Source organism: Ruegeria sp. CDSA141, assembly GCF_059612005.1.
The window spans coordinates 13,800-39,514 of sequence record NZ_JBXWPT010000021.1; the positions used below are offsets into that span (position 1 = coordinate 13,800).

Here is a 25,715-nt window from a genome sequence, read left to right on the forward strand (position 1 = left end):
TTCGACATCAGATGGCGCCCCCAACGTTGGACATCAGTTGAATTTGACCTTTGCGTAATCAACTAAAACGCCGCCCCCTTTTTATGCTCCCGCAGACAGTTTGGTTTGTTCTGACTTCCCTTTCGGACAATCAGAGCTGATTTGCAGGTCAGACAGCGAAGCTGCCTGTTCCTGCTAATCTGCCACGTGGCAAACGCGGGGGGGGGAGGCAACACTATTCGACAGGGGTGGTGCGGCCCGCAGGCACAGCCGAGGACAACCGGTCATATTTCACGACCGATATCCGCGCCGATAGGAAACTGCAGAAGATGATCTAATGACTCGGCGCCGACCAGTAACAAGGCAAAACAGTCATTCGACAGAACTGTTACGATGGCCGCTTCGAGGGCTGCGACCGCAGCATCACAGAACCACCCTGAAGGTCTCCTTTGGGCCGCTTTCCGAGTTTCGAGGTCAAAGCAGTGCAAGTTTATTAAGGTGGTTTTTACACAATCGCTGCATCGATTGAAGCTTTGTTTCAAAAGCCGGTCATGCTCTGATGTAACCATGAAAATGAACAAAACTGCACTGGCTTACGGGGCATTGTTGCTTGCAATGCTGATCAGCGCCGGGAACTTTTTGTTCGGCAATCTGGCAGTCAACGAAGTTCATCCGGTTGTATTAACATTTTGGCGCTGCCTGATTGCAGCAATATTTGTTTTACCACTTGTTCTGAAGAGACGGAGCAACCCATTCCAGCATTTTCAGGGCAGTTGGCTCCGTACTACAACCCTTGCTTGCATTGGCGTGGTGGCTACGCCCTGGTTTGTATATACAGCGCTCCAATCCAATGATCTGATAGATCTTGGTGCCGGATATACCAGTGTGCCTTTGCTCACGATATTGTTTTCGGCATTGTTGCTTAACGAACGATTGCGAGCAGTTCAGTATCTGGGTGTCGCCATCGCACTCTTTGGAGCGCTGGTTTTTGCATTTCGTGGTGATTTGGAAAATCTAATCAATTTCAACCCGCATCTCGCCTTCCTTTTGATGATAGCCTCCAATGCCTGCCGCGGGCTTTATTTGGTTCTTCTCAAGAAATGGCACATACATCTTAAGCCCGACGAAGGTTTGTTCGTGATTTTCGTTGTTGGCATTGTCGTTCTGCTGCCGTTCGTTGTGATACATGAAGCTGGCACATTTCGACCATTAGACTACTCTTGGCAGGTCTGGGGCTCGATCCTGTTCGTCGGAGTTGGTATGGGTGCTATCTATCTGCACCTGCTTAATTTCGGCACAAACGAAGTTGGTGCGTCAACAGCCTCCCTATTTGCATATCTCGTGCCGATACTCGTTATGGTCGAAGCCGTAGCCCTAAAGGGCGTGGATCTCCAGATCTATCAAGGTTTCGGCGGTGTGCTGATTGTTAGTGGCGTTTTGATCGCAACCCGTTTGCACCATCGACCAACCGCTGCGGACCATCCGCCTCATTGATACATGTGCTTCCAGCGGTATTGTGCCTGGCCTCATTTTGGGCAAGGCGAATTGAATGGAATTCAATGCCTCACGGCCAGTCCGCAGAAGGTGAAGCTCAATCCAGTAAACCAGCTTCCCGGAGGTCTCCGACAAATCTGTCAAGATCGCTTTTTTGCAGGTTTTCGAAGGCCAGACGGACGCGCGAACAGGTCATGTCGGGGCGTTTTTCTTTGCTCTGATTGATTATTCGTCTCGCTTCATCTGGAGCTTTCTGTCGTATCAGTATTACCGCCAACACATAACGGCCGAATGGATCAACCGATTTGCCCTCCAAAGCTGTTCTCGCACAAGTTTCCGCCTGATCAAAACTGTCGAGAACATAAAGGCAGAAAGCTTTGGCCAGCAGTTTCACCTTGAAATATGGACCTGATGGGCCAAACCGGGTTGCTGTCTCGAAATGGGACAACGCAGGCTTCGCCTGCCCATTTGCCAGATGTGCATATCCGAGAACCAAATGCGCGTTTGCTGCACTTGGGTTGAGACTGACGGCAAGTTGTGCCTCTGCAATCGCGGTATCGTGTTTGTTATACTGAGTGTAGGCACGGGCAAGAGTGGCATGCGCGAAACTGCTTTGTTCATCCAGGGCCACGGCGCGCTCCGCGTGATAGAGCGCGCGTTCTTTCGCCTCTGCCCGATCATCGACCTGGACGAAGAACAGTTTTCGAAGCTCGGCGTTTGCCATCACTGCGTGCGCGAGCGCGTAGTCTGGTGTGATATCGATGGTTCTTGTTAAGATATCGTTTGCTTTCTGGGTATCTTCATCTGTGAATTTGAACAGATGCCATAGTGCTTTTTGAACCCTGTCCCATACGTTGATCTCACCACGTTTCAATCGGGCTTGTTCGCGCAAGTCAAACCGCAACTCCCAATCTATGTGCCCGACAACGGCTGACGCAATTTCCTCCTGGAGGGAAAAAACATCTTCCGTTTTGTGGTCCAGACGATCAGCCCAAAGATCATGCCCAGTTGATGTGTCTACCAGATGGGCGGTCACACGAACGCGCTGATCGTCATAGCGCACACTACCCTCTACCAAATAATGCGCCCCGAGACGTTGTGCGATCTCTTCGCCGGCCAAAGAAGCATCTTTGAGGAGCTTGGTTGAAGTAGGAGAGACCACCGATAGCCAATCCACTTTTGCCAGTTCGGTCACAAGTTCATGGTTGATGCCCGCCACAAACCCATTGGTGTCGCTTTGTCCACTGAGGCAATCGAAAGGCAGCACTGCGACTACTGGCTTTTGCGGTGTTGGAAGCTGTGTGACCATCTGATCAAACAGACGGTCTTTTTCGGCCGGCGGCTCTGTTTTTGGTGCAAGTGTTTCGGTTTCAGTTCGATTGCTGGACAAATTTTTTTCCGCTGTCGGAAAGCGGAAAACTGGTCCGTGCCGAGGCCACTCAACATTGTTGAGCGTCATGTAGTCTTTAAGGTTGTGGGCTGCGTACAAGAATGCGTGGCTGCGAGCAGCGACACTGAGGTTCTTGTGTGCGAAATTCAGGCCCACTGCGACACGGGCCAGCAAGTATTGGCTTTCCATAAAACTGAGCCGATGGCTTTCGTGGCGCTCAACCCAACTCATCGCCCCACGCCGCAGAGTTCTGACAAATTCGACGATGCCGACATCATCCTGCCAAAGCCCCAATGTGTGGTGTTTTGAATGAAAGAGGCCAAGATCATCAAGGATGGCATCCCATTGGGCAGGTATGCAGTTTCCGCGCCGCGCCAACAGGTATGCCAATTCGAAATACGCGTGGTCGTAAAACAAAAACTGTTTGTTTACGTACAACGCCAAATCGATCAGAAAATAATCGGGATCACGGCTTTGGTGCGCTCGAACCAGTACATTGTAACCATGGAGATCCCCATGCACCCGACCCTTTGCCGCTCTTACACTCAACCGGCTTGGCAGGTTCTCATCGTAGGCAAAAGCCAGCGGGTTTGGGTACCAGTGCCCTTCAAACATCAGACAACGTTCGTTCGGGTCATGACCGCAAACATCCGAAAGAAAGTGATGCAGCCGACCTGGTTCAGAGTCCAGTCTGTAGCCGAGCCATCCGGAAAGCAGTTCCCCGGGCGACTGCAATCCGGGCGCCATTTCATAATCGACGTTCCAGTCATCGAGCAGGCTTCTCGACAGCCGCTCAAGAACGTTCAAGGCCAGCTCGTAGCCGCAATCATTCCAAGGAAGAGAGTATTCAAGTCCTTGCGCCACAACGGTGGAAAGGATCGCGACCTTACTGTCGTGTTCCAAAGAATGGACAATGCGTGCCAGATGCTTTGATCCAAACGCAGGAACCGCTTCAAACGCCTCCAGATGTCGCTGGGTTTCGGCCTTTTCTTTCCATTCCGGATCGGGCAGGGCGTCAAATTTGAGAATGGCCTGGCCGCTGAATGCGTCGCAAGTAATGTCGACAATAAAAACAAGGGCACCGGACTTGCCGGCACTTAGTTGTCGGTGAAAATAAATTTCACCCTTCACTGACCACCTGTCAGTTATCAGCGGCAGAAGCTCAATGTAAGCTTCAGGCCATGAGAGATCATCGATAGCGGGCATTAACGTCACTCCGCAGAAGTGCGACCATGGAAGGTGTATATCTGTAAGGCGGCACCGTTTCGTGACATGATACACTAGCAATAGTGTGAACCAAGGCGTTTAAATCGACCGGTCAGAGCTTTCTACGCGACGGCTGGACCTGCCCTATAGAGCCCGAAGGGCTGCAACATGCATAAAAGTCCGCTTTACGAGAAAATACCGATAAGCATTTGAACGCGATCAATGATTGTATTCGGCCGCTCCTAACAAGTTACGGAAAGAAATCTCGGTATCGCCTCAGATCTCGGCGTTAACGCGCAGATTGAACCAAGTTGGCTACGCCAATTCGCTGATCATCGATTTCAGGTGGCGCATGTCGGTACCGCAGCACCCTCCAAATACTTGAATCGACGGATTCTGCTGCGCAATCGAGGCAATCTGTTTGCCAAGTTCAATTGGATCGCCTTCGTCCAGCTCATCGGCTTCGTCAAGTTCCGCATGCGAGCAACTCGAAGCGTTCGCCACCAGGCCTCTAAGTCGGGGGTGGTTGCCAAGCGCTCTGCCGAAATGGGTCGGATGGGCGCAGTTGACCATAAAAAACAGCGCCGCCGAGCCGGTTGCCGCGTCGATTTGGTCTATGCCGTCCACAAGTTTGGTTCCGTCTGCCAGGCGCCCGTCTGTCTCAACAACCAGAGACATGATGATTGGCAGATCAGCGTCTCGGGCGGCGAAGATGCAACCCGCTGCCTCGCATGGACGGTTGAATGTATAAGCAGTGACCAGATCGACGCTTGTGTCTTTCAGGCTTTGCATTTGAGCGGCGTGGTATTGACGTGCATCTTCGACGGGTACCGGCGGGATGTCGGCGTATGGATCATAACGCGGGCCGATGCAGGCCGACACCAGTACGTCATCGCGAGCAGAAGCTTGGCGCAGGTCCTCCATCAAACTCACCGCATCTTTGTTCACCTCACTGAGCCGTTCTGCATCGTACCCCAAGGGCGCTGCCCGGTCGGCGTTCGCCATCCAAGTGGGCGCATCAAGGATGCATCCGACATTCATTTCTCGGGCGAGATCGACAAGTGCCTGCATTTGACCGGCCAGTATTGCCCTGGTGCCAGGTTCTTCCAGCAATGGAAACGACGCGAAACCGGGTAACTCAACTCCATGATTGAATATCAGGTCGGTGCCAGTGCCGGCGTAAACCAGAAAGGTCTTATCACCTTCGAGTGAGAGCTGTCGGGCCATTCTGATCTACGCCTATTGCCGTTATGCTTTCACAAGAAACCTACATTGTCTTGGGCCTCCTGTGAACCTTAGGGCGGCGACAGGGTGTCTGCCGTGAGAATGACCTCATCTTCCCGGGCAACTCGCAACCGCAGCGAACGCCCCCTTCGGCGGGCTGAACCGCGGATGCATCAAGCCATTGCCAATGGCCGACTTGGGCCACCTCGTCGGGCAGATTTACCCGTCAGCTTAACTTTCTGTGTCCGATCTAACGACCGTGAAGGCCCAATCTCGAGATTGTATTAGCGCTTTCCCCACACACTATAAGTGGACGGTCATCAGCATTTTTGCTGATTGTAAATGCTTTGAAGGCCCTTAAGATGAGTGACATTTTTTGGAGAGCCAAATGAGAATCTTATGGATCATCCAGCTTTTGGCGATACTTGGTGTTCCTGCCAGTGCTGACGAGCAACGCATCGAGATCAACAATGTCTACCCTCTGAACCAAGAGAATTTTGATTTTGGTGATCACATTTTTCATCTGACGGACAACACTGGTGGTTTCGAAGTAATTGAAGGTCCAATGGATGACGGGCCCGCCAGATGTTTGGGTTCGGGATTTGGGTTCGAAGACGGCACCAACTCGATCAATGGAATATGCGTATTCGGTGAAGGTGATGACACTTTTACCATGCGATGGAAGGCAGGAGAAAAAGGCGCGGCAAACACCTGGGAAATCATCACCGGGACGGGGCGCTATGAAGGGATGACTGGCAGCGGCATCGCGACAACAGATATCGCCTCAGCATACCAAGCGTTGCCTCTGAGGCGAACTCACCTTGTCGGAACAGTGGAAATCCCTGACTAAGACGGCTGCGCTTTTGTATCTGTACTGTTTCGATTGGTCTCGAGCTTTGTCGGTCTTAAGTGGGTTTAGCTGCTTGGTTTCAAACCTTCCGGGATTGCTTGCTGTAATGCGACGAACGGCCGCTTCATTCTGCGGAGTGTGAATTCGTTCTGCCGTCGATCATGAAGCCGCAGCGGATGTAACTTCGACGGGCCGACCGCAACATTTTAAGACCGTACTCAAGGTCGGCTCTGGGCCGTAAGACACAGTTGGGCGGGCAGCAGCGCTGCCTGCCCTGGAACAACACCTGTCCTCTCATGCCGAGGCTGTCTTGGGGCCAACTGCCTTCAATAGCCGTGCAAAGATCATCACATGCGTGACCAAAAGTACCGGCACAAAGAATGTTGGAATGAACCAAGTGGGGCCAAAGTAGTTTATTGCCTCGGCTTGGCGCAAGGCGTTCACCAGATCGACAGTTCCAAGGATGTTGAAACCCCACACCAACGGAAGGGCGGCCATTGATCTCCATCGCAAAGCGAAAAGCGCCGCGATTGCCAGAAACGCCGAGAGCAAGTCGCCATAGCTGGCGCTGGTTGCAAATGCCTGGGGCAACCCTCCGTTGTTGAGATTTGGTACCATGAAGCTCATTCCGATGTGTCGGAAAGCATGCGGCAGCAGCAGGATTGAGAGCGCCGCCGCCGCCGACAGCCGTGCAAGCCAGGGTGCAACGTACCACGCCGCGATCAGAGCAAAGACAAAGAGGCTCATCGCGAACTGAAGTAGGAATATCACTGTGGGGGTCATCTGATCGATCCTTTCGATATGCGTCTGTTTACGTGAATTGAGGGTGGGCAGACCTTCATGCTCGGGCCGCAGTTTGCGATACGCTCGCCTCGGCCCGGATCGTCCCCAGTGAAGCGGCTGGAGTAATCTCTAGGGCTTTTCCAGTGGCGACATCGTAAAGCAAGGCCGAGACGGTGATCGCGTCCGGTACCTCCGGTGCTGCCGCTAGACGCTTGATGTCTGCCGAAAGGTCGCTTTCCTGATCCGTGATTGCGTATTCGGATACGTCAATCCCAAGCTTTTTCAGCAGCGCGTCCTGAAGGTCCGGGTTGGACAGCCGCTCGGCTCCACATTGTGTGTGCTGCATCAGGATGACGTTGAACCCCTCTTCGCGGCCCTCCGTCATAGCGCTCACCAGAAAGGCGAGGGTGGCGATTTCTTCGATTGCGGCGCGTGTAACCCGTCCGCCATTGTTTCGGATCACAACCGCGTCGCCAAGCTCCAGTCCGAGGATGTGCGCGGGATCAACCCGGGCATCGCCGCAGGTTAGAACTACTGTTCGCAACTTTGGCAGGATCGGTAGGCCAGCACTGTCAAAGCCCGCAGAGAATTCCTGGTTTCGAGTGATGAGTTCGTCTTGAACGTTCATGAAGAGGTCCTTTCGTCTTGGAGGGTAAACCTTCGTCTTATGCTGCGTTAGGCAACGCGCATTGGTGCGGCTTGAACATCCTTGGGTTGGTGTTTTTCCGTCCATGTCGAGTCGTCTAGGCAGTACGACGAAGTGGAAAGCTGAACGTAGTCTCGCTGCTTCTGAGCGTGATCAAGATCGAAGGCGCGCGTCGTGATGATCTTCAGAAAGCTGCCGATCGCACCGATGCTGCCGAACAGGCTGCGTGCCAGGTCCGGTTGATCAGCGACCTTGCGCCGTACGATGCTTTCAAACGCTTCAGGTTCGTGCCCGCTTACTTGGAATACATCCCCGGTCGGGGCGTTCACCGCGAAGGCGCCTCGCCTGTACTCTTCTGAATAGATTGCAAGCTGGGTGACTGCCGCTTCCGAATAGTTGGCTGGGCGCAGGGCTTTCAGAGCCTTGACCATCATACGCTCGGAAATGTCGACATAACGTACCCGCCGCCCCAGCGCGCGGCCCATTGCTTCGGCGACTTCGTTGGGTGACAGCAGCGTTGGTCCCGTGGGGCGGTAGGTCTTGCCCGCATGGCGTGCCGGGTCCGTCAAGGCACCGACCGCCACGCGTGCAATATCTTCGTTCGAGGGGGCAGCATTCTTTTTCACGTCGCCGTCGCCAAGCGGCATTGTGAACTGCCCAAGATGGGCCGCCATGCCCAGCACCATCAGGTAGTTTTCAGCAAACCAGCCGACATTCACCGTGGTCACAGACATCTCGGGGCGCATGCCGATCAGGATGTCGCCTAAATAGACTTCGCGTGTAAACAGCGACGGGTGATCTACGCTCGAAAGCCATTGGCTTAGCGTAACGACGTGCTCAATCTTAGCTTCGTAAGCCGCAACGGTGAAGACCGCGTTGAAGTGCAGCCCATTGGGTGCCGTCGGGGCGCATTGATAGGCCCGCTGCACGCCATTCATGGCGTTGCGCATGTCGCTCAGCGAATACTGGTCACCCACGAATAGTTCAGCGCCCGCGCGTTCGAGGATATCAGAGCGATGATCCCTCTGCCGTATGAACGCACGGACAGGATAGGCTTTGGCTCTGAGCTGAAGCGCGACTTGCAGCCCGGTCTTGCCGCTTGCGCTGGTGACGAGGATCTTAGGCTTGGCAGGCATAGGCACACTCCTTTTAGATGATACTTGCAATCTATAATTTAGATGATAGATATAATCTTAATTGTCAACCCGCCTAGGAGTGCGAATTTGCCGAGAATGTCGGAAGTGGAAAAAAGGCGCAGTCACAACAGGATACTGGATGCTGCAGCACAGTTGTTCCGCGAACGCGGTATCGAAGCGACTAGCCTCGCGGACGTCATGAAGGCAGCCGGAATGACACATGGAGGTTTCTACCGGCATTTCCATTCGAAAGAAGATTTGATCGCGGCAGCCTTCCGGCACGCAGTCGATGATGTGGTTTCCGAAATGGAGCGCGAGGGGTCCAGCGAAGGGCGAGGGAAAGAACGTCAGGACTATATAGCCAAGTACCTGTCCCAGGCACATGTTCAAGACAGTCGGCATGGATGCCCGCTTGCGGCAATGGGAACCGAGCTTGCCCGTACCAAGGGCGCACCCCGGCACGCGGGCGCTCAAGCTTCGGATCGCATGGCGGCCCTTTTGCAGGACACGCCGGAATCCGGCTCGCACCAGGGCCTGGCTGCGATGGCACTCCTTATGGGTACGATTACTCTGGCTCGTTTGGCAGGAACTGAAGAGGAGGCGGACCGAGCTCTGGAGGCCGGACGCACTGCCATAGATTTGCTGCAGGATCATTGGCCGCAAGACAGGTCCTAAACTGCTGCAGGGTATTCCGAGGGATTCGCAGTTGCGTTGTGCATTGCCATCACACGCTAATCGACAATGCTGCAAGGTGCACGAACGGCAGCAATGCGAAAGCTGCGCTTTGGCGTCGAGTAGCGTGGCCAATGGCTGGCTTGGGCCGTCCGCGTGATCAGTTGTTTGTGGGGCAGGGGCTTTGCTGCAACGGCACCGAAGTCTTCAATGAGCCCGATGATACCGATGCTGCATTGTCCACCAATGACAGCTTCCTGGATGCTTGGCTCTCTGAAAGTCGAGTTTCCAAGTGAATGCTCAGTGGGACTAGTTAAATCGCTAACTAACTACCTCTATCGACTGGCTCGATGCCGCGAGTGTTGCGACATGCGATTTTAATACTTCAACGAACTTGTCACGCGCTTCGTTTGGTTCTGAATGCAATGGAAAGAGAAGCCCAAACGACATCCAGCGTTCAGGCGAAATTGGAACTGTCCGAACACGGGTCTGATCTACATCGGCGGCCACGAGTTCATCTGCGATTGTGACACCACCGCCATCTGCTACCAGAGCACATGCCAGCGAAGAAGATGCGACTTCGCAGGTTTGTTTTGGCAGCACCCCTGCAGATCTAAACATATCATCCAGTTGGTCGCGCAAGAGCAATCCGTGCATAAGGCGAACAATTGGAACTTCAGCCAAAACGTCAATGGAAACTTCTTCAAGATCGGCAAGCGGATGATCAATTGGTACGACGGCTTGCGCTCTTACGCGCAATAGCAACTCGGTTTGGATATCGGGGTGTTCGACCGGTAGAGCACCAATTCCCACGTCATATTCCCGACCGGCCAACCATTTGCCAGCTTCTCTGCGCGCGCGCACATCGAGGCTGACATTGATATCAGGATTTTCCCTTATGAATTGGCCAACAGCGGGGGAGGCGAGCGCGCGGGCGATGCGCGGCATTGCGACGATCCGAAGGTTCTGAGTGCGGCCTGCACGAATCTCGGCGGCGATTCTGGGGATCTCATCCAGGTTGTCGAGGATGCGACCAGCTTCGCGATAGAACGCAAGTCCCTCGGGTGTTGGAGTGAGGTTCCGGCCGCTTCGATCAAAAAGATTAAGCCGCAACTCCCCCTCGAGTCCAGAAATCAACCGGCTGACTGCCGGTTGCGAAAGGTGCAGTATATTTGCTGCTGCTGCGAGCGATCCCTCTGACAGCGTTGCTCTGAATGCACGAAGCGCTTTGATGTTCATGTTCGCCACCGTCACTTGCACTTTTTGCAAGTAAACTAAACACCTTTGCATTTTTCGCAATCTCCATCATCTGCTAGGTGAGATCAGGAGAGGAATTAGGGAGGATACTATGAAACGCAGAACACTCATTTCTGCCGCACTGGCAGGCATCGCCCTTGCGGCAACAGCAACAGCAAGCTTTGCGGCTGACTGGCCCAAACGCCCGATCAATCTGGTCGTGCCTTACAAGGCGGGTGGCGGCACTGACGCCTATGCTCGCGCCATCTCGGCGGCAGCTGATGGCATTTTGGATGTCCCCGTAGTGGTCGTGAACAAACCTGGCTCGGGCGGCTTGAATGGAGCCAATTCTGTCGTCGGCGCCCGACCCGACGGCTATACTATGATGATGACCTCAGGGGGCTCGTTCTTGCTGTCCACCATGACCCGCGACACCGACATTGATGCGCTGGACAGCTTTGAGTTCGTCGCACAGGTCGGCCAATTGCAAACCTCTCTGATGGTCCCGAAGAGCAGCCCGTTTCAATCCGTTCAAGACGTGATCGACGCGGCTAAAGCTGATCCTGGCTCGCTTCGTTGGGCGCATTCAGGCCGCGGTGGTTTCCACCATGTAGGCGGTCTGGGCTTTCTGGCCAATAACGGCATCGAAGCGCAAGACGTTCCATTCAAAGGTGGTGGCCCGACCCGTGCTGCTCTCATCGGTGAGCAAGCCGACTTCGGCTTCTTGGGCGTACAACAGCTTGCCGGTTTCGAGGACCAACTGCGCGCGCTGGCGGTCAACAGCCAGGAACGCGACGGCATCATGACGGATGTACCTGCCTTTGGAGAATTGGGCATTCCGTTTGCTGCTGTCTCCTCGCCGGTAATAGTGTTTGCTCCGAAGGGTACGCCTGCCGAGGTGGTCGTAGCAATGGAAGCCGCGCTTGCGCAGATTTCGGCTAAGCCCGAGTTCGCCGAGCTGCTGGCTTCGCGTGGGACCGGTCCTGTCTATCAGAATGGCGCGGATGCCAAGGCAGCGCTTAGCGCTATGAAAGAGGACGCCGCTCCGTTGGTCGAAAGTCTGACTAATTAAGTCTTCAAGGCTGGGGGTTCGATGATTCCCCGGCCTTTTTTTGCCCACGCGTTGTTGAGGGAGGATGACATGCGCGCTTATGCCGAAGGTTTGGTACTGGCGGCCGTTTCACTTGTGGCTATTTGGGGCGCGTGGCAGGTGCCCGCTGCATCGCCCGGAGATACCTGGGCCGGGATTGTTCCCTTTGCCGCATCCGTCGCTCTATTGGGCTTGTCTGGTCTCTTGCTGATAGGTGCATCCCGTCAGACAGGCGATGTCGCCGCCGCCAGCACAGATAATGGGGCGACTGTTCAGATCATCGCACTATTCATCATTGCGTTGGTCTACCAACAGTCATTCCGCTGGTTCGGGTTTCTACTACCTACGGCCATCGTGGCTCCCATCGTGCTATATTTGTTCGGTGTGCGGAGCTGGATCGGCCTTGCAGTTTCTGTAGTCATCTGCCCGTTGGTTTTTCACCTCATCTTTTTTGTGCTGCTTGGTGTCTTCCCGCCCTATGGCGAAGTGTTCGACCTACTCAGCTGGATACAGAGGTAAGTCTCATGGAAATTTTTCCCGCCCTTCTTTCGGTCATCACTGATCCGATGCTGCTCTTTGCCATCGTTCTTGCTGCCACAGTTGGCATGATTGTGGGCGCAACGCCGGGTCTGACAGCTTCAGCAGCAATCGCGATGCTGCTGCCAATCACCTTCTATATGTCGCCCCTCTTTGCTCTCGCCTTTCTTTATGTGATCGGAAAATCCGGACGCTATGGCGGTTCCATCGCAGCAATCTTGTTTAATACGCCTGGTACAGCCGCGAGTGCTGCGACGCAGATTGACGGCTATCCACTGGCTCGCGCTGGTAAGGCGGGTAAAGCAATGAAAGTTGCCACAATCTCATCCGTGATCGGCGATCTCATGGGCGACGTTCTTTTGGTTGTTGGTGTCGGGTTCATCGCAGCAATTGCTCTGAAGCTGGGACCTCCAGAAACCTTTGCCATCTACTTTGCCGCCTTTGTGGTGATCGGTTCGGTGATCGGAGAATCCATTGTTAAAGGTCTGGCCTCCGCGCTCCTGGGAATTCTGGTGGCAATGGTGGGGCTCGATCCGATTTCCAGCGAAGAGCGCTACACATTCGGCTCGTTCGACTTGTCCAATGGCATCGGCTTGGTGCCGCTGATGATCGGTGTCTTTGTCTTGGGCGAAGTCTTTGCGCAACTTGAAGAGCGGCGCAAAGCAACAGGCGAGACCAAAGAAAACGAAAGCTCGGCTGATGGCAATGATCTGACATGGGAGGAATACAAACCCTGTCTGCCTCATGCTGTGCGGGGCGGGTTCATCGGTGCTGGCATTGGTGTACTGCCGGGACTTGGTTCAGCGATTGCGGCTTTCATCTCTTACGGAGAAGGCAAGCGCCGTGCGAAAAACCCTGAACAATGGGGTAAGGGCGCATTGGAAGGCGTGGCCGCGCCAGAAGCGGCCAACAACGCGGTGTCCGGCCCGTCCATGGCTCCTCTGCTGACTTTGGGTATTCCAGGCTCGACCATCGGCGCGATCCTGTTGGGCGTGTTTCTGATCCATGGCATCCAGGTCGGGCCGACGCTATTTCTGACCGACAAGGAACTTGTCTACAAGCTCTTTGCCTGCGGGATGCTTGGTATCCTCGTGTATGGCCTGATCGGCTATTTCGGAGCCACACAAGTCGCCCGACTAATCCTGAAAATCCCGACCAACGTTCTCTATCCGCTAATCTTCATGACAGCCTTCGTCGCGGCATACTCAGCACGAGGCTCGATGTTCGATGTGACGGTTATGACCTTTGCCGGTTTCGTCGGATGGCTGATGCGCAAGCATGACTTCAACATTGCGGCATTCGTAATCTCCTTCGTTCTGGCCAAAGGTGCGGAAGAGACGTTCCGGCAATCCCTGCTGATGTCGGATGGCGGCGCGCTGATCTTTGTTGAACGCCCGATCGCGCTTGCCTTCCTGATCCTTGGTGCCGGGGCTATTGCCTTTCGCATTCGCGGCATCTTAAAAGAACGCAAACTGGCGCAGGGAGGGTTGGGCGATGCTTGAATGGCAGCTCATGCAAGGCAGCTTTTCCAGCACAGATATGCGGCACATCTGGTCTGAATCCTCGACAATCTCTGCCTGGATCAAAGTCGAACAAACGCTGGCGCGTACGCAAAGTGATGCGGGTCTCGTGCCGAATGAAGCTGTTGTTGCACTCGACGGGTTTGGCATCGGAAAGCTCGATCAGGAGCGCTTGCGGCAGGACATGGCGCTTGTCGGGCGGCCCATTGTGGGATTGGTCGGGCAACTGCGCGAACACGTCGGCGAGGATCTCGCCAAGTTCGTCCATTTCAATAGCACGACGCAAGATATCATGGACACAGCGCTTGCGATGCAAATGAAGCTCGGTCTGGCGACCGTGTTGAGCGACCTCGATCAGCTCGTTTTTTCCCTGACGGGCCTGATCAAGGAGCACCCCAACACGCGAATGATCGGGCGCACCAACGGGCAACACGCGATCCCGATGCTGCTCCGGACCAAGTTTGAAGTCTGGCTAGAGGAGCTTCTACGTCGTCGCGAGGTGATCACCGAAGCGGAAAAGCGTGGGGTGTTCGTTCAGGTCGGCGGGCCGTTAGGGGATTTGTCAAATTATAGCGATGGAACAGGGACAGAGATAAAGGTGCGAATGGCAGAGGCGCTTGGTTTGGGCGTTGCAGAACCTCATTGGCAAAACGCGCGTGACGGCGTGGCCGATATTGTCACCGCCCTCGGCGCGCTGTGTGCGACGATCTGCAAAATAGCCCACAACATCAACCTGCTTTCATCCAGTGATATCGGTGAGGTCTGCGAATGCCATGAAAACGGTAGGGGTGCTTCATCCTCAATGCATCACAAACGTAACCAACGGGCCAGTGAATTTGCCGAGGCCGTAGCAAGATTGGGGCGCCAAAGGTCGGAGCAAATAGGGGAACTGACTCTGCACCAACATGAGCGCTCTGGCGGTGTTTGGGTCGGTGAGTGGCTTGTCGTTCCTGAAGTGTTCTTGCTGTCTTCAGGAGCTTTGTCATGGGCAAATCGGATGCTATCTGATTTGAGAGTCGACGAAGGCGGGATGGAACAGAATTTAATCTGAGAAGAGTTAAGAAACGCTAGCCGTCATTCGCGTTGTTGCGGCGAACGGCAACGCTGTCCGCGTTCGGTGAGATCGACAAAGCCCATAATTCGCAGCTGCAGCAATTCCATGAGTTAAGCCGATAGCCGCTTCGCAGCAGGAAAAGCTGCCGTTCGTCCCAACCGCAGCAAGATTTTGGTGGCCGATGTCAAACTTGCGAACGAAGCGCCAACTCGCTGCACATCCTCCAATGACCGCTTTGAATACGTCAAGGTTCGAAAATAGAGTTGCCGCATTATGGACATTCTTTTTTGATCAACGTCAGGTGATGGAATATCGCACGAAACGAAACTGGAAGTCAGAGTTCCACGAAGGCCTGAAGTGGCACTTGAAAGACTTCATACTAATGGCAGCCTTCGTCATAGGCTGCGCAGCCGTAGGTGCCGCGCTGGGCGGGGCGATATGCGCATTCTTTGGGCTCCCCTTGTTCATTGGCATAGTTGCCGGCGCATTTGTATTTGAATTATTCAGCTTCAGTTTTTGGCTTCTACGGCGCCGCCGATAAGAGGCAAACCAAACTCTCCGAAACCGACTTTCAAGAACGCTGCAGCATCCGGGGCTTTGGGCTCAGAGCCGACTTGCGGCGGCGCAGTAGTTCAAGTCTGAAGAACAATCCGAAAGCGGCCATTTCCAAAGATGGTATAGTTCTGCGTTTTCAACTCAGTGCCACGATGTGAGGACATTCGCTGGTTGGAAACGGTCACCAGTTGGGTCGAGCCGGAACGGCGGCAGTGAGCCCAGAGTGCCAAATGCTGCGGTTGGCCCAAATACCAGCGAAGCGTGCGTCGCTGCCGTCGGTCGTGCAAGGGACGGTCCATTCCAGACGTTGACCGCCACTCGAAGTGCTGCAACGCAGAGTTCTTCACAATCATATTTGACCCTATTGCATGTTCTTTCTGCTCACACAGACGCGACGAGCTGTTAACGGACCACAGACACATCTCTTTTCCGTTGCGCGTCCCGGATCAGCGCCGCTAATCGGTAAAACCCATGTGCCATTTTTGAGTAGGGCGTCAGCAGGAAGAAGGTCAGAACCGATCCGAGGTGGATGGCCAGCAGCGCGGGCATCAGTGCCGTTGAAACTAGGGCAAAAAGAACCAAACCGCTGAACCCAACAAAGCCCAGCAGCAGGATGACACCAATATCGCCGCCCCAAGCCGACGGGTCCCCCAGATCCCGGTCTGACTTTTGCTTAAGCACAGCCATCGCACCACATCCCACCGTCAGCAGCAGCCCCCCGGAAATTCCGAACAATTTGGGCAAAGACCAGAACCCGTAAGGCGCGTGCAATCCGAAGACGTAGTGCATGACCGTCGCCACCGAGGTCGACGCAAAGCACAACAGGAACCCATACATGATGGCGTGGTGGATGTGGCGTCGTGCCTGACTGAAACGGTCTTCGTCCTCGAAGTTACAGCCCTCGCCGTGGCCTGCGGCCAGATCCTGCATCTGGCCCGCGTGTTTGAACGCGGCCATCAGATCAGACACCTGGATCGGTTTGCCGTCGACCTTGAACCAATAGTGCCGAAGGCTGATGGCTATGCTGAACAGAGGCAGCAGGAACGCAGGCGCGAAGATCGCAACCATCGCGTTGTGCGACAGGACGGCGTAGAATCCCCCGCCTCCACTAGAACCGATGGCGCGGATGGCCCAGAGCAACATGGCAAATCCGATCACAAGCGCCAGGGCGATGGCCCCGCCATGCGTGTGAAACCGGCGCGCCAGCGGCTGCGGCCAGGCGAAGTTTTCCCAGCTATTGCGCCGCACTTCGGCCAGCGCCTTGGGCAAGTTCAGGTCGAACTCGTGCGGCGCCGTGTACTGGCAGGCATAGTAGCAGCCCCGGCAGTTGTGACACAGATTGGCCAGTTGCGTGATATCCCCATCCGAGAACGCGCGTTCCGCATGCAGGGAGGGGAAGACCGAGCAATAGCCTTCGCAATATCGGCATGCGTTGCAGATCTCTGCCTGACGGCGGGCTTCCTGAATAAGATCAGTTTGCATAAGCGGCGGCCTCACGTCCTGCGATGCGTCCAAAAACAGTTCCGATGGTCATGCCGAACCCGGCCAAGTAACCTTGCCCAAGGATCGACCCGACCATGGTCTCGCCTGCGGCCCACAGGTTTTTGATCTTTCCGTTTGAGGTCGAGCACTGGGCCGCCTCATCAACCTTCAGCCCAAGATAGGTGAAGGTCACACCGGTGCGCAGTGAATAGCCATAGAAAGGCGGTTCGGTAATTGGGCGCGCCCAGTTGGTCTTAGGCGGTGTCAGACCCGAGGTCGCGACCCCGTCCAACTCGGTCGGATGAAACCCGCTGGTGTCACCGCAAGCGGCGTTGAATTCGCTGACGGTCGTTTTCAATTTGTCCGCAGGCAGGTCCATCATCCCGGCCAATTCGTCCAACGTCTCCGCCTTTAGCGGCGGGAACACGGACGGCATGAACAGGTTCAACGACTTGGCGTCGATGATCACATAACCCACCTGATCCGGTTGGGCTGCCACCAATCGACCCCAGATCGCGTAGCGCTTGGGCCAGACATCCTCGCCTTCGTCATAGAACCGCTGGGCGTCCTTGTTCACGACGATGGAAAATGGCACGCAGTCCAGACGGGTGACGATGCCGCCGTCGAATTTCGGCGCACGCCCGTCAATGGCAACAGCGTGGCATTGGGTCGGATCACCGACGCTATCGACGCCTTGGTCCAGCAGATCGGCCAGCACCACGCCCCTGTTGTAAGGAGTACCCCGGATCAGGAAGTTCTTTGCGGGCTCACCCCAGGCCTTAGTGAGCCAATCCGTATCCGCCTGAAACCCACCGGAGGCAACGATGACCGCTTTGGGCGTAATGCGATGAGACTGACCTTCGTAGGTGTAATTGACCCAATCGATCTGATCACCATTCAGTTCCAAATGCGTGACTGCAGCCTCATACAGCACATCAACGCCCAGCCCAGCCGCCGTCCGATAATACGCGTTTACCAGAGACTTACCGCCCCCCATAAAGAACGCATTGGTCCGCGCCAAAGATAAAGTTCCCGACAAAGATGGCTGAAACCGAACCCCGTGCTCTTCCATCCAGGGCAAGCATTCCTCGGAGGTACGGATTGCAAGGCGGGCAAGATGTTCGTCGGTTTTTCCGCCGGTGACCTTGAGCAGATCCGAGAGGTATTCGTCTTCGCTATACTCCTCGATCAACGGACCCAGAGGAGATTTGTGCATGCACCGAAAGTTACGCGTGTGACGCGAGTTCCCACCACGATAAGGTTTCGGAGCCGTTTCGAGAATCAGAATGCGGGCGCCTGCTTCAGCGGCGGTCATCGCGGCACAGAGCGCAGCGTTGCCGCCGCCAATCACAACGATATCGTAAGTTTCCTTTTGGGTGGCCATATCCTGTCCACCTATTGATGTTCGTCGGTTGTTCGATCGCGTTCCTGCAACGCACGGATGCGCATACGTTGCGCCGCCTGAATATGCGCCCGCATTTCTGTTTCGGCCGCTGCGCCGTCGCGGGCCTTCAAAGCCGCCATAATGCGCCGATGCTCGGCCACCGCAGCCTCGGCCCGATCACTATCCAGCAGTTGAGACGGCCCAAGGATCAGCAGCGCCTTTTGCAGCGACAACATGGATTTCGCCAGAAACCGATTTTTGGCCGCATCCAGAAGCGTCGCGTGAAAAACCCGGTTGAGACGCGCTGCGTCAGGTCCCGTGCCTGCCTCTGCCAGCCGGTCATTCAGAACCTCAAGCTCATCCAGTTCGACATCAGACGCCGCGCGGGCTGCCAGACGGGCCGCTGTCCCTTCAAGCACCGCGCGCATCTCATAGAGTTCCATGACCTCGGCGTAATCCAGACTGCGCACAGTCGCGCCTTGCCGTGGCACATGCGTGACCAACCCGTCGGCCTCCAATTGCCGGATCGCCTCGCGTACAGGGGTGCGGCTGACTCCCAACCGTTCGGACAGCTCGACCTCGCGAAGACGTTCGCCAGGCAGAAGACTGCCGTCTCGAATCTCCTCCAGCAACCGCTGATACGCAGAATTGCCTTGCGGGCCGGGCTGTAAGGGGTCGTCCTGAATGGTCATAACGGGCTCACTTGTCTTATTGCGTCCAGATGTATACAGTTGGATGCAAATCGAGTCAATATTGTCGGAACCCGCACCTTGCCCACCCAGAACAAGACACCTTCTCTGCTGACAAAGCGGGCCGTGACGCTCGGCTTTGCCGTTCTGGGCACGGGGGTATTCTGGGCGTTGAACCTGCCGCTACCCTTTCTGTTCGGGCCAATGAGCGCATGTTTGATTGCAGCGCTTGCGCATGCACCGATGGAAGGCTTTGGACAGGTCTCCGTCGCCGCCCGCACCATACTGGGCGTGGCAGTAGGGGCGTCGATTACGCCGGCTCTTTTTACCCAATTGCCCCAAATGGCCGCGTCGATTGCGCTGATCCCGTTCTTCATCTTGCTGATCGCTTTGGTAGGTGTGCCATTCTTTCGCAAGATCTGGGGCTTTGACTCCACAACGGCTTTCTACGCAGCTATGCCGGGCGGTTTGCAAGACATGATCATCTTTGGCACTGAGGCGGGGGCCAATCCGCGTACCTTGTCCTTGATCCACGGTACGCGCGTGCTGATCATCGTGACGTTGGCCCCCTTGTTCCTCGCCGTGTTCTATGATGCCCAACTCACCAATCCGATTGGCGAGCCCGCGCACAACCTGCCAATAAATGAATTAGCGCTGATGGTTCTGGCCGCCTTTGTCGGCTGGAAAGGCGGGGAGCGGATCGGCTTATTCGGGGCGTCAATCCTGGGGCCAATGATCCTGACGGCAGCCTTGTCACTGGGCGACTTCATTCATACCCGACCGCCTCGCGAGGCCATCCTTGCAGCGCAGTTTTTCATTGGCTGCGGGATTGGAGTGAAGTTTGTTGGTGTTACCTGGGTCGAGTTGCGCCGGGTAGTGGCAGCGGGCTTCGCCTATGTCATTGTCCTCGCCGTCCTGGCAGCCGCTTTCACCGCCGTTGTCACGACCTTGGGACTGGGCCAACCTGTCGAGGCGTTTCTGGCCTTCGCCCCTGGTGGGCAGGCAGAGATGACGGTGCTGGCCATCGTCTCGGGCGCGGATCTGGGCTTTGTGATCACCCACCATCTTACAAGGATCGTGTTGGTGATCATCGGTGCGCCCATCGCCGCAAATCTTATTCTGCGCTGGTCCAAACCTCGGGGTTGATCATGTGGATCGGAGCACCTTCGGCATAGGCGTTCACCTGATCGAAAATATCAGCGAATTGCAGGCCGAACTCATCCTCGGTGACGAAGCCGATATGTGGGGTCGCGATCAGGTTGGGATGCGACAATAACGGATCGGTCGTATCGGTCAGTGGCTCGGTATCGAACACATCAATGGCCACCTTGCCGGGGCGACCGGCGTTCAGCGCCTCAATCAAAGCGCCCGGAGCGATAAGCCCGGCCCGCGAGGTGTTCACAAACAGCGCCCCCGGCTGCATCTGTGCGAAATCCGATGCGGTGATGATCTCGCGCGTGTCCGGTTTCAGGCGCACATGGACTGAGACGACATCGCTGTCGGCAAAGAACGCTTCACGGCTGGGCGCGACCAGCGCGCCATCCGCCTGCGCGCGTGCCCGACCTTCCTCAGACGACCACCAGACAACATTCATCCCGAACGCCTCGGCATAACCCGCAACGGCGCGGGCAATGCGACCATAGCCATAGAGCCCCAACTGACGGCCCCGCAGCGTTTTGCCCACACCAGCCTGCCAATGCCCCGCTTTGACCGAGGCCATTTGTGCGGGCAAGTCGCGCATCCCAGCCATGATTAACGCCCAAGTGAGTTCGGCTGCGGCGTAGGACGGCGTCCCACCATGCATGTTCGAACACAACAACATTCCGTGTTCTGTACAGGCCTCAACATCGACATGAGGATAAACGCTGCGCTGGCTGATCAGTTTCAGCTTCGGCAATTTCTCCAGCAAGGCGCGAGTGATTTTGGTGCGTTCCCGGAACAGCACCAGCACCTCTGCATCCTGCAACCGCTCGGCCAGAACGTCAGTGTCTTCGACATGATCCGTCCATACCGTCACCTCATGACTGATGAGTTTTTCAAAGCACGGCAGGCCACGCAGCGTGTCAAACCAGTCATCCAGAATATGTACGTTCATCGGCTTTCTATACCCTGACCGTAGGTCAGCTTTCTTGGGGTTGGTACAAAATGCGGAGCGTCGAGGGCGGCCAGCGCGTTCCGGACGCGTTCGCTTTGGTCCAGCAGATGGTTGAACTGCTCATCGCACCCAGCGATCGGTGTCGGGTACTCTGCCATATCCCGCCTTAGGACCGCTTGCGCCAACCTAAGTTCCTGACGCGCGATAGCGAGGCATTCCGAATAGTCGTCCATCGTATCCTCCAATATTGTATACCGTCGTATACCTAATAGATGGCACCTGATCAACTTCCATTCCAAACAGATTGCGGCACATAAACATGCCCGTCCGCCAACTTGCGCGCGGTCCGTACTAGGCCCGCCGCGTCCACGGAGAACCCGTCAGTGGTGGAGAACTCCACCAGCACGTCGATTTCGCCGGAGGCGTGCTCCAGCACGACTTCAGCCGGACTTGCAGTGGGGCGATCCAGCAAGCCGTCCGCGACTGTGCCAGGCGTCAGCGCGCAGGACGCCATGCATTGCGCGCCGGTGACCGCCATGGTCGGGTGGGTCTTCCACGGCATGAAATACCGCACCGCAAGCGTTCCGCCCTCTCTGGCAGGCGCGATGAGGCCGAATTTGGGAGTGACCGATTTGGACACATCCCCCATACCCATCCGATCCCCGGCCTCAATCCGAACAGCCTCCATCCGATCAAAAAAAGTGTGGTTGGCATCCAACTCCTCGGCGCTTTCATAGCCCGTCAGCCCGAAGTCTGCGGCGCGGGCGATGACCATCGGCATTGCAACATCCATGCAAGTTAGTTCAACGCCCTGAACGGTATCGCGTAAGTTGCCCGTGGGCAGGAAAGCTCCGGTTGCCGAGCCCACCACACCCATGAAACTCAGCTGCACCGGCGCTGAATGGCCGGGTACACCAGCGATCTCCGCATCGCCCTCATAGGTCAATTCGCCCTCGGGTGTATTCACCTTGGCCACGACCCGAGCCCCCGTATTGACGGCCCGAATGCGGATCTCAGTTTCATCGCCCTGTGGTACAAACAGTCCCATTTCGATGGCCGCAGGGGCAACGCCGGACAGGATATTGCCACACGTGGGCTTGAAATCGACCAGTTTCTCGTCGACCGAGACTTGCGCGAAGAAATAGTCGATATCGGCCCAGTCATCCTCACTGACCGACAGCATCGCGACCTTCGTGGTCACCGCCGCGCCGCCGCCGATACCATCGATGTTCAGCGACTGCCCGGAACCAAGGGCGGCGACCAGCACCTCGGCCAGCGTGTCCAAATCCTCGGGCAAATCTGAGCGGCGGAAATACGGACCTTTCGAAGTGCCGCCACGCATGAAGATGTAAGGGATCGCAGTTTGGGTCATTTTGGATCCCTCACTTCAACGGCCAGGGCAGGCTGACCATGTCTTGCAACAGACCCGGCGGGAAATCGCGGTTCAGCGCACCGGCCATCAGGCACATGAACCCAATGCCGCAGGCGGTCAGGATCAATGTCATCTGCCAGCTGGACCCGGCGCGGATACGGAGAAAGGCGATCAGGAACCCTATCAGGGCGAGGATGAAGCCCACCACCCACGTGGCCGCGATCAAACTGGCGAACCACGCCAGAGTGGACCACAGACCGTGGGGTGCGCTGGCGTCTTCACCGGCGATTTCCTTGTCGGCAAAGATCACGTCGCCTTCGGGACGTCGCATCATCTGGATCAGAAGGATCACGCAACAGAATAGCGAGACGCTGCCGATAACCAGCGGGATGATCTTGTCGGTCATGTTGTAGTCGGGGATCATGTTGGCGTTGACCAAAGCGACGATCAGATAGGCCATGATCACCAGCAGAAAGATAAGCGGCGCGCGTTTGGTACCGGCCTGAACATCACCCTCGGCCATGATCATCTTGGCCTGCCGGATACCCAGAATGACCGAAACAACCGTGACCACGATCAGCACGATGACGATGGGGCTGAAGACATATTCCATCCCCTCGCCAAAGCTTTTGCGGAACCGGAATGAGGCGATCTGGAACGCCTGATTGGTGAACTTCTCGACCGGGTTCGACAGTACGAAGCCGATCAGAAAGGCCGGACGCGACCAGTCGAACCGACGCAGAAAGATGCCGATCAGGCCGATCACGAACAGGGCCAGCAGGTCTTCGAAGTTCTGTCCGGATTGAAAGGCCGCGAAGCTGATCAGCATGAACAGGAACGGGGCCAGATAGGTGAACCGGATCGTGGTCAGCTTGGCGATTCCGCCCGAGGCTGCGATGCACAGGATCGTGCCCACGACGTTGGCCAGCGCCAGCAGCCAAACGATCGAATAGGTGATGTCGAGATTGTCCTGGAGCATGCTCGGACCGACTTCGATATCCCCCGACCCCAGCAGAGCGACTGCACCGATAAAGATCGCCATCGATCCTGAGCCGGGGATGCCGAACAGAAGCGTCGGCACCAGACCGCCGCCTTCCTTGGCGTTGTTCGAGCTTTCCGGGCCGATGACACCGCGCACTTCGCCTTTACCGAAATTGCTTTTGTCCTTGGTCGTTTGAACTGAATGACCATAGGCAATCCAGTCGACAACCGAGCCGCCGAGGCCGGGGATAACCCCGACGATCACTCCGATTATGGAACAGCGCACCGACAACCAGATGTTCGCAAACCAGTCTTTGACGCCATCCAACCATCCAGCGCCCAACGAAGCGCCTTTGGCAATAGACCGATCCTGCCGTAGCAGCGAAACGATCTCGGGTACTGCAAAGATGCCCAGACCCACGATGACCAGCTTCAGGCCGTCCGTCAAATAGGGAATGTCATAGGTTGCCATCCGCAGCGATCCGCCTGCGTCGGCCTCGCCAATTGTGCCAACCATCAGGCCCAGACCGGCGGCGGCGACGCCTTTCAGCGGGATCCGCCCGGCCAGAATAGCGACCATCGACAGGCCGAGAATTGTGATCATCAGCATCTCGGGCAAGCCGAAGGCCAGAACGATAGGCCGCGCAATCAGGATGAACATGGTCAAAAAAGTCGCGCCGACAAGCCCACCGAATAGGGACGAGGAGAAGGCCGCCGAAAGCGCCCGCGCAGCCTCGCCCTTTTTGGCCATAGGGAAGCCGTCCAGCACCGTGGCTTGCGAAGCAGAACTGCCGGGAATGCCCATCAAGACTGAAGCGAAGGTGTCCGAGGTCGGCACCACCGCGACCATACCGATCATCAGGGCCAGACCCAGGATCGGGTCCATGCCAAACATGAAAGGTAGCAACAGCGACAGGCCGGCAATGCCTCCGAGACCCGGGAAAACGCCCACGGCCAGCCCCATGACGACGCCGAGCACAAGATAGCCCAGAACAATGGGTTGCAGGATCAAACCCCACGCGTCGCTGAGCGCAGGTAGAGCGGTGGCGAAAACCTCCATAGCGGCCGCCTTTCATTAATTGTAACTTGTTGGAAAACGCACGCCCAATATCCGGGCGCGCGCCGCGGTGTCCGGGCTTAGTTCAGCTCGACACCATAGGCCTCTTTCAGCCAGTTCAAGACGTATTGCTTGGCGTTGTCGTCCACATTGGTCGCCGTTTGCAGCGCCGCTTTCGAACCATCGCCGACAAACACAGGATACTTACCAACGCGTTTAGAGGAAATATCGGCAAAATCACCCCGCTCGGTCACGGCTTGGAACGCTGCGGTATATGCGTCGACCACTTCCTGTGGCGTGTCACCGGGCAAGAACGCCAGTTTCTGCACAGGGAACCCTGCCACGAAAAACGCTTTCCAAGCATCCCATGCCTCTCCGCTGGTTTCGCACCCTTCGGTGGCCGCGCAAACCTCTTTGAAAGTTGGGATATCCGGGAAGGTCGGATCGCGCACGATGTTGCCATCCGCGTCCAATGCGCCCCATGTCATCATCGGAACGGCCTGACCAGCTTCGACTAGCGGGGCCGAACCGCCCAGATAGCCCGAGGACGTCTGGTAATCGATATTGGCCTCGCCCCGCTCGAACATTAGGCGACCATCTCCGCGGCCCTTGATGCCAAAGACCGGCTCAACATTCATGCCCAGCATCTGCCAGGCCAGCAGAGGCACAAGGTCCAAACGGGTTGCACCCTGCGAGCCGTAGATGAAGTTGGTGTCTTTCAGCGCATTGGCGGAACCATCAAACTTGGCCCCATCTTCGGGGTTCAGATACGCAACGCCACCTGTTCCCGACGCCATGACCGGAATCCAATCGTTGTATTCATAGCGTACGCGCGGATCGCTCAGCAGATACGGGAATTGAGTCGAACCGGAGGTGCCAAACAGCAGCGTACCATCATCATGGCTTTGCTCCTGGAACCAGTTTGCGCCTTTGGTCGAACCGGCGCCCGGCATGAATTTCACAACCACAGTCGGTTGACCCGGCAGTGCTTCGGACAGAAGCGGCGCAAAGAAGTTGGCCCATTTGGCCGACCCGCCCGTTTCTGAGAACGGAATGACCCATTCGATGGTCTTGCCTGAGAAATCGACTTCGGCAGCGGCAGGTGCGGCGACTCCGGCGGCGGCGATCAGCCCCACGACGGCGCGACGGGTAAAGTTGGAAATGGCCATTGGTTCCTCCCTGTTGACCAGACAACCACGTCGGCGCTCCCCGCGCCACCGTGATCGCAAATAGAACTGCGGGGTTGATTCCCCCTCCCATCTGGCAATCATGGAACGCCAACC

Annotated in this window: 23 protein-coding genes; 9 read left to right on the forward strand and 14 right to left on the reverse strand. The window is 56.2% G+C overall.

Features of this window, described 5'->3' with window-relative positions:
* Positions 1-546 precede the first annotated feature (546 nt).
* On the forward strand, positions 547-1,473 hold the full coding sequence (locus AC2FLP_RS19580) for a DMT family transporter (protein ID WP_496685769.1): 927 nt from the start codon (positions 547-549) through the stop codon (positions 1,471-1,473).
* A gap of 97 nt (positions 1,474-1,570) precedes the next feature.
* On the opposite strand, the gene AC2FLP_RS19585 is transcribed toward AC2FLP_RS19580, so the two are convergent.
* A complete protein-coding gene (locus AC2FLP_RS19585; protein ID WP_496685766.1) occupies positions 1,571-4,069 on the reverse strand; it encodes a tetratricopeptide repeat protein in 2,499 nt (832 codons plus the stop codon).
* A 315-nt stretch (positions 4,070-4,384) separates the two neighbouring features.
* On the reverse strand, positions 4,385-5,296 hold the full coding sequence (locus tag AC2FLP_RS19590) for a homocysteine S-methyltransferase family protein (RefSeq protein WP_299898892.1): 912 nt from the start codon (positions 5,294-5,296) through the stop codon (positions 4,385-4,387).
* Between the two features lie 385 nt (positions 5,297-5,681).
* Between AC2FLP_RS19590 and AC2FLP_RS19595 the strand changes: the two genes are divergently transcribed.
* Positions 5,682-6,143, forward strand: a complete 462-nt coding sequence (locus AC2FLP_RS19595) for a hypothetical protein (protein WP_496685764.1) — start codon at positions 5,682-5,684, stop codon at positions 6,141-6,143.
* Between the two features lie 294 nt (positions 6,144-6,437).
* On the opposite strand, the gene AC2FLP_RS19600 is transcribed toward AC2FLP_RS19595, so the two are convergent.
* From AC2FLP_RS19600 to AC2FLP_RS19610, 3 genes are read right to left on the reverse strand one after another with little or no spacing between them, the layout of a single operon-like run.
* Positions 6,438-6,926, reverse strand: coding sequence for a DUF8737 domain-containing protein (locus tag AC2FLP_RS19600; RefSeq protein ID WP_496685761.1), 489 nt, complete (start codon positions 6,924-6,926; stop codon positions 6,438-6,440).
* Positions 6,927-6,981: 55 nt separating this feature from the next.
* The gene (locus tag AC2FLP_RS19605; protein ID WP_496685758.1) at positions 6,982-7,554 is read right to left on the reverse strand and encodes a carbonic anhydrase; all 573 of its coding nucleotides are present in this window, start codon (positions 7,552-7,554) and stop codon (positions 6,982-6,984) included.
* Between the two features lie 47 nt (positions 7,555-7,601).
* Positions 7,602-8,708 carry an NmrA family NAD(P)-binding protein gene (locus AC2FLP_RS19610; RefSeq protein WP_496685756.1) on the reverse strand — a complete coding sequence of 369 codons (1,107 nt, stop codon included), beginning with the start codon at positions 8,706-8,708 and terminating at the stop codon, positions 7,602-7,604.
* A 96-nt stretch (positions 8,709-8,804) separates the two neighbouring features.
* On the opposite strand from AC2FLP_RS19610, the gene AC2FLP_RS19615 reads away from it, so the two are divergent.
* Both AC2FLP_RS19615 and AC2FLP_RS19620 read left to right on the forward strand, forming a co-directional pair.
* On the forward strand, positions 8,805-9,383 hold the full coding sequence (locus AC2FLP_RS19615; RefSeq protein WP_496685794.1) for a TetR/AcrR family transcriptional regulator: 579 nt from the start codon (positions 8,805-8,807) through the stop codon (positions 9,381-9,383).
* Positions 9,384-9,514: 131 nt separating this feature from the next.
* A complete protein-coding gene (locus tag AC2FLP_RS19620; protein WP_496685755.1) occupies positions 9,515-9,676 on the forward strand; it encodes a hypothetical protein in 162 nt (53 codons plus the stop codon).
* A 25-nt stretch (positions 9,677-9,701) separates the two neighbouring features.
* On the opposite strand, the gene AC2FLP_RS19625 is transcribed toward AC2FLP_RS19620, so the two are convergent.
* On the reverse strand, positions 9,702-10,619 hold the full coding sequence (locus AC2FLP_RS19625) for a LysR family transcriptional regulator (protein WP_162896818.1): 918 nt from the start codon (positions 10,617-10,619) through the stop codon (positions 9,702-9,704).
* 109 nt (positions 10,620-10,728) lie between these two features.
* Here AC2FLP_RS19625 and AC2FLP_RS19630 point away from each other — a divergent pair, with 109 nt between their 5' ends.
* From AC2FLP_RS19630 to AC2FLP_RS19645, 4 genes are all read left to right on the forward strand, one after another.
* Complete coding sequence (locus AC2FLP_RS19630) at positions 10,729-11,688, forward strand: tripartite tricarboxylate transporter substrate binding protein (protein ID WP_496685754.1); 960 nt, start codon at positions 10,729-10,731, stop codon at positions 11,686-11,688.
* A 69-nt stretch (positions 11,689-11,757) separates the two neighbouring features.
* Positions 11,758-12,225, forward strand: a complete 468-nt coding sequence (locus AC2FLP_RS19635; protein ID WP_496685752.1) for a tripartite tricarboxylate transporter TctB family protein — start codon at positions 11,758-11,760, stop codon at positions 12,223-12,225.
* A gap of 5 nt (positions 12,226-12,230) precedes the next feature.
* Entirely contained in the window at positions 12,231-13,745 is a 1,515-nt protein-coding gene (locus AC2FLP_RS19640; protein WP_496685750.1) for a tripartite tricarboxylate transporter permease, read from the forward strand.
* Positions 13,738-14,814, forward strand: coding sequence for a lyase family protein (locus tag AC2FLP_RS19645; RefSeq protein WP_117870014.1), 1,077 nt, complete (start codon positions 13,738-13,740; stop codon positions 14,812-14,814). The genes AC2FLP_RS19640 and AC2FLP_RS19645 overlap by 8 nt, the downstream gene beginning before the upstream one ends.
* A 960-nt stretch (positions 14,815-15,774) precedes the next feature.
* On the opposite strand, the gene tcuB is transcribed toward AC2FLP_RS19645, so the two are convergent.
* The 3 genes from tcuB to AC2FLP_RS19660 are packed head-to-tail and all read right to left on the reverse strand — an operon-like array spanning position 15,775 to position 18,930.
* Positions 15,775-16,854 carry a tricarballylate utilization 4Fe-4S protein TcuB gene (gene tcuB / locus AC2FLP_RS19650; protein WP_117870008.1) on the reverse strand — a complete coding sequence of 360 codons (1,080 nt, stop codon included), beginning with the start codon at positions 16,852-16,854 and terminating at the stop codon, positions 15,775-15,777.
* Positions 16,844-18,238 (reverse strand): FAD-dependent tricarballylate dehydrogenase TcuA, encoded by a 1,395-nt coding sequence (gene tcuA / locus AC2FLP_RS19655; protein ID WP_496685749.1) that lies wholly within the window; start codon positions 18,236-18,238, stop codon positions 16,844-16,846. The genes tcuB and tcuA overlap by 11 nt, the downstream gene beginning before the upstream one ends.
* A gap of 11 nt (positions 18,239-18,249) precedes the next feature.
* Positions 18,250-18,930 (reverse strand): GntR family transcriptional regulator, encoded by a 681-nt coding sequence (locus tag AC2FLP_RS19660; protein WP_117870004.1) that lies wholly within the window; start codon positions 18,928-18,930, stop codon positions 18,250-18,252.
* Positions 18,931-19,008: 78 nt separating this feature from the next.
* On the opposite strand from AC2FLP_RS19660, the gene AC2FLP_RS19665 reads away from it, so the two are divergent.
* On the forward strand, positions 19,009-20,073 hold the full coding sequence (locus AC2FLP_RS19665) for an AbrB family transcriptional regulator (RefSeq protein WP_117872859.1): 1,065 nt from the start codon (positions 19,009-19,011) through the stop codon (positions 20,071-20,073).
* On the opposite strand, the gene AC2FLP_RS19670 is transcribed toward AC2FLP_RS19665, so the two are convergent.
* The 5 genes from AC2FLP_RS19670 to AC2FLP_RS19690 form a co-directional block, all read right to left on the reverse strand.
* Positions 20,042-21,022 carry a D-2-hydroxyacid dehydrogenase family protein gene (locus tag AC2FLP_RS19670; RefSeq protein ID WP_496685745.1) on the reverse strand — a complete coding sequence of 327 codons (981 nt, stop codon included), beginning with the start codon at positions 21,020-21,022 and terminating at the stop codon, positions 20,042-20,044. The genes AC2FLP_RS19665 and AC2FLP_RS19670 overlap by 32 nt on opposite strands.
* The gene (locus AC2FLP_RS19675) at positions 21,019-21,255 is read right to left on the reverse strand and encodes a hypothetical protein (protein WP_117870000.1); all 237 of its coding nucleotides are present in this window, start codon (positions 21,253-21,255) and stop codon (positions 21,019-21,021) included. Before AC2FLP_RS19675 ends, AC2FLP_RS19670 begins: the two co-directional genes overlap by 4 nt.
* A gap of 50 nt (positions 21,256-21,305) precedes the next feature.
* Entirely contained in the window at positions 21,306-22,394 is a 1,089-nt protein-coding gene (locus AC2FLP_RS19680; RefSeq protein WP_496685742.1) for a 4-oxalomesaconate tautomerase, read from the reverse strand.
* Positions 22,395-22,404: 10 nt separating this feature from the next.
* The gene (locus AC2FLP_RS19685; RefSeq protein ID WP_496685739.1) at positions 22,405-24,435 is read right to left on the reverse strand and encodes a tripartite tricarboxylate transporter permease; all 2,031 of its coding nucleotides are present in this window, start codon (positions 24,433-24,435) and stop codon (positions 22,405-22,407) included.
* A gap of 77 nt (positions 24,436-24,512) precedes the next feature.
* Positions 24,513-25,601 carry a type 2 periplasmic-binding domain-containing protein gene (locus tag AC2FLP_RS19690; RefSeq protein ID WP_117869994.1) on the reverse strand — a complete coding sequence of 363 codons (1,089 nt, stop codon included), beginning with the start codon at positions 25,599-25,601 and terminating at the stop codon, positions 24,513-24,515.
* Between the last annotated feature and the right edge of the window lie 114 nt (positions 25,602-25,715).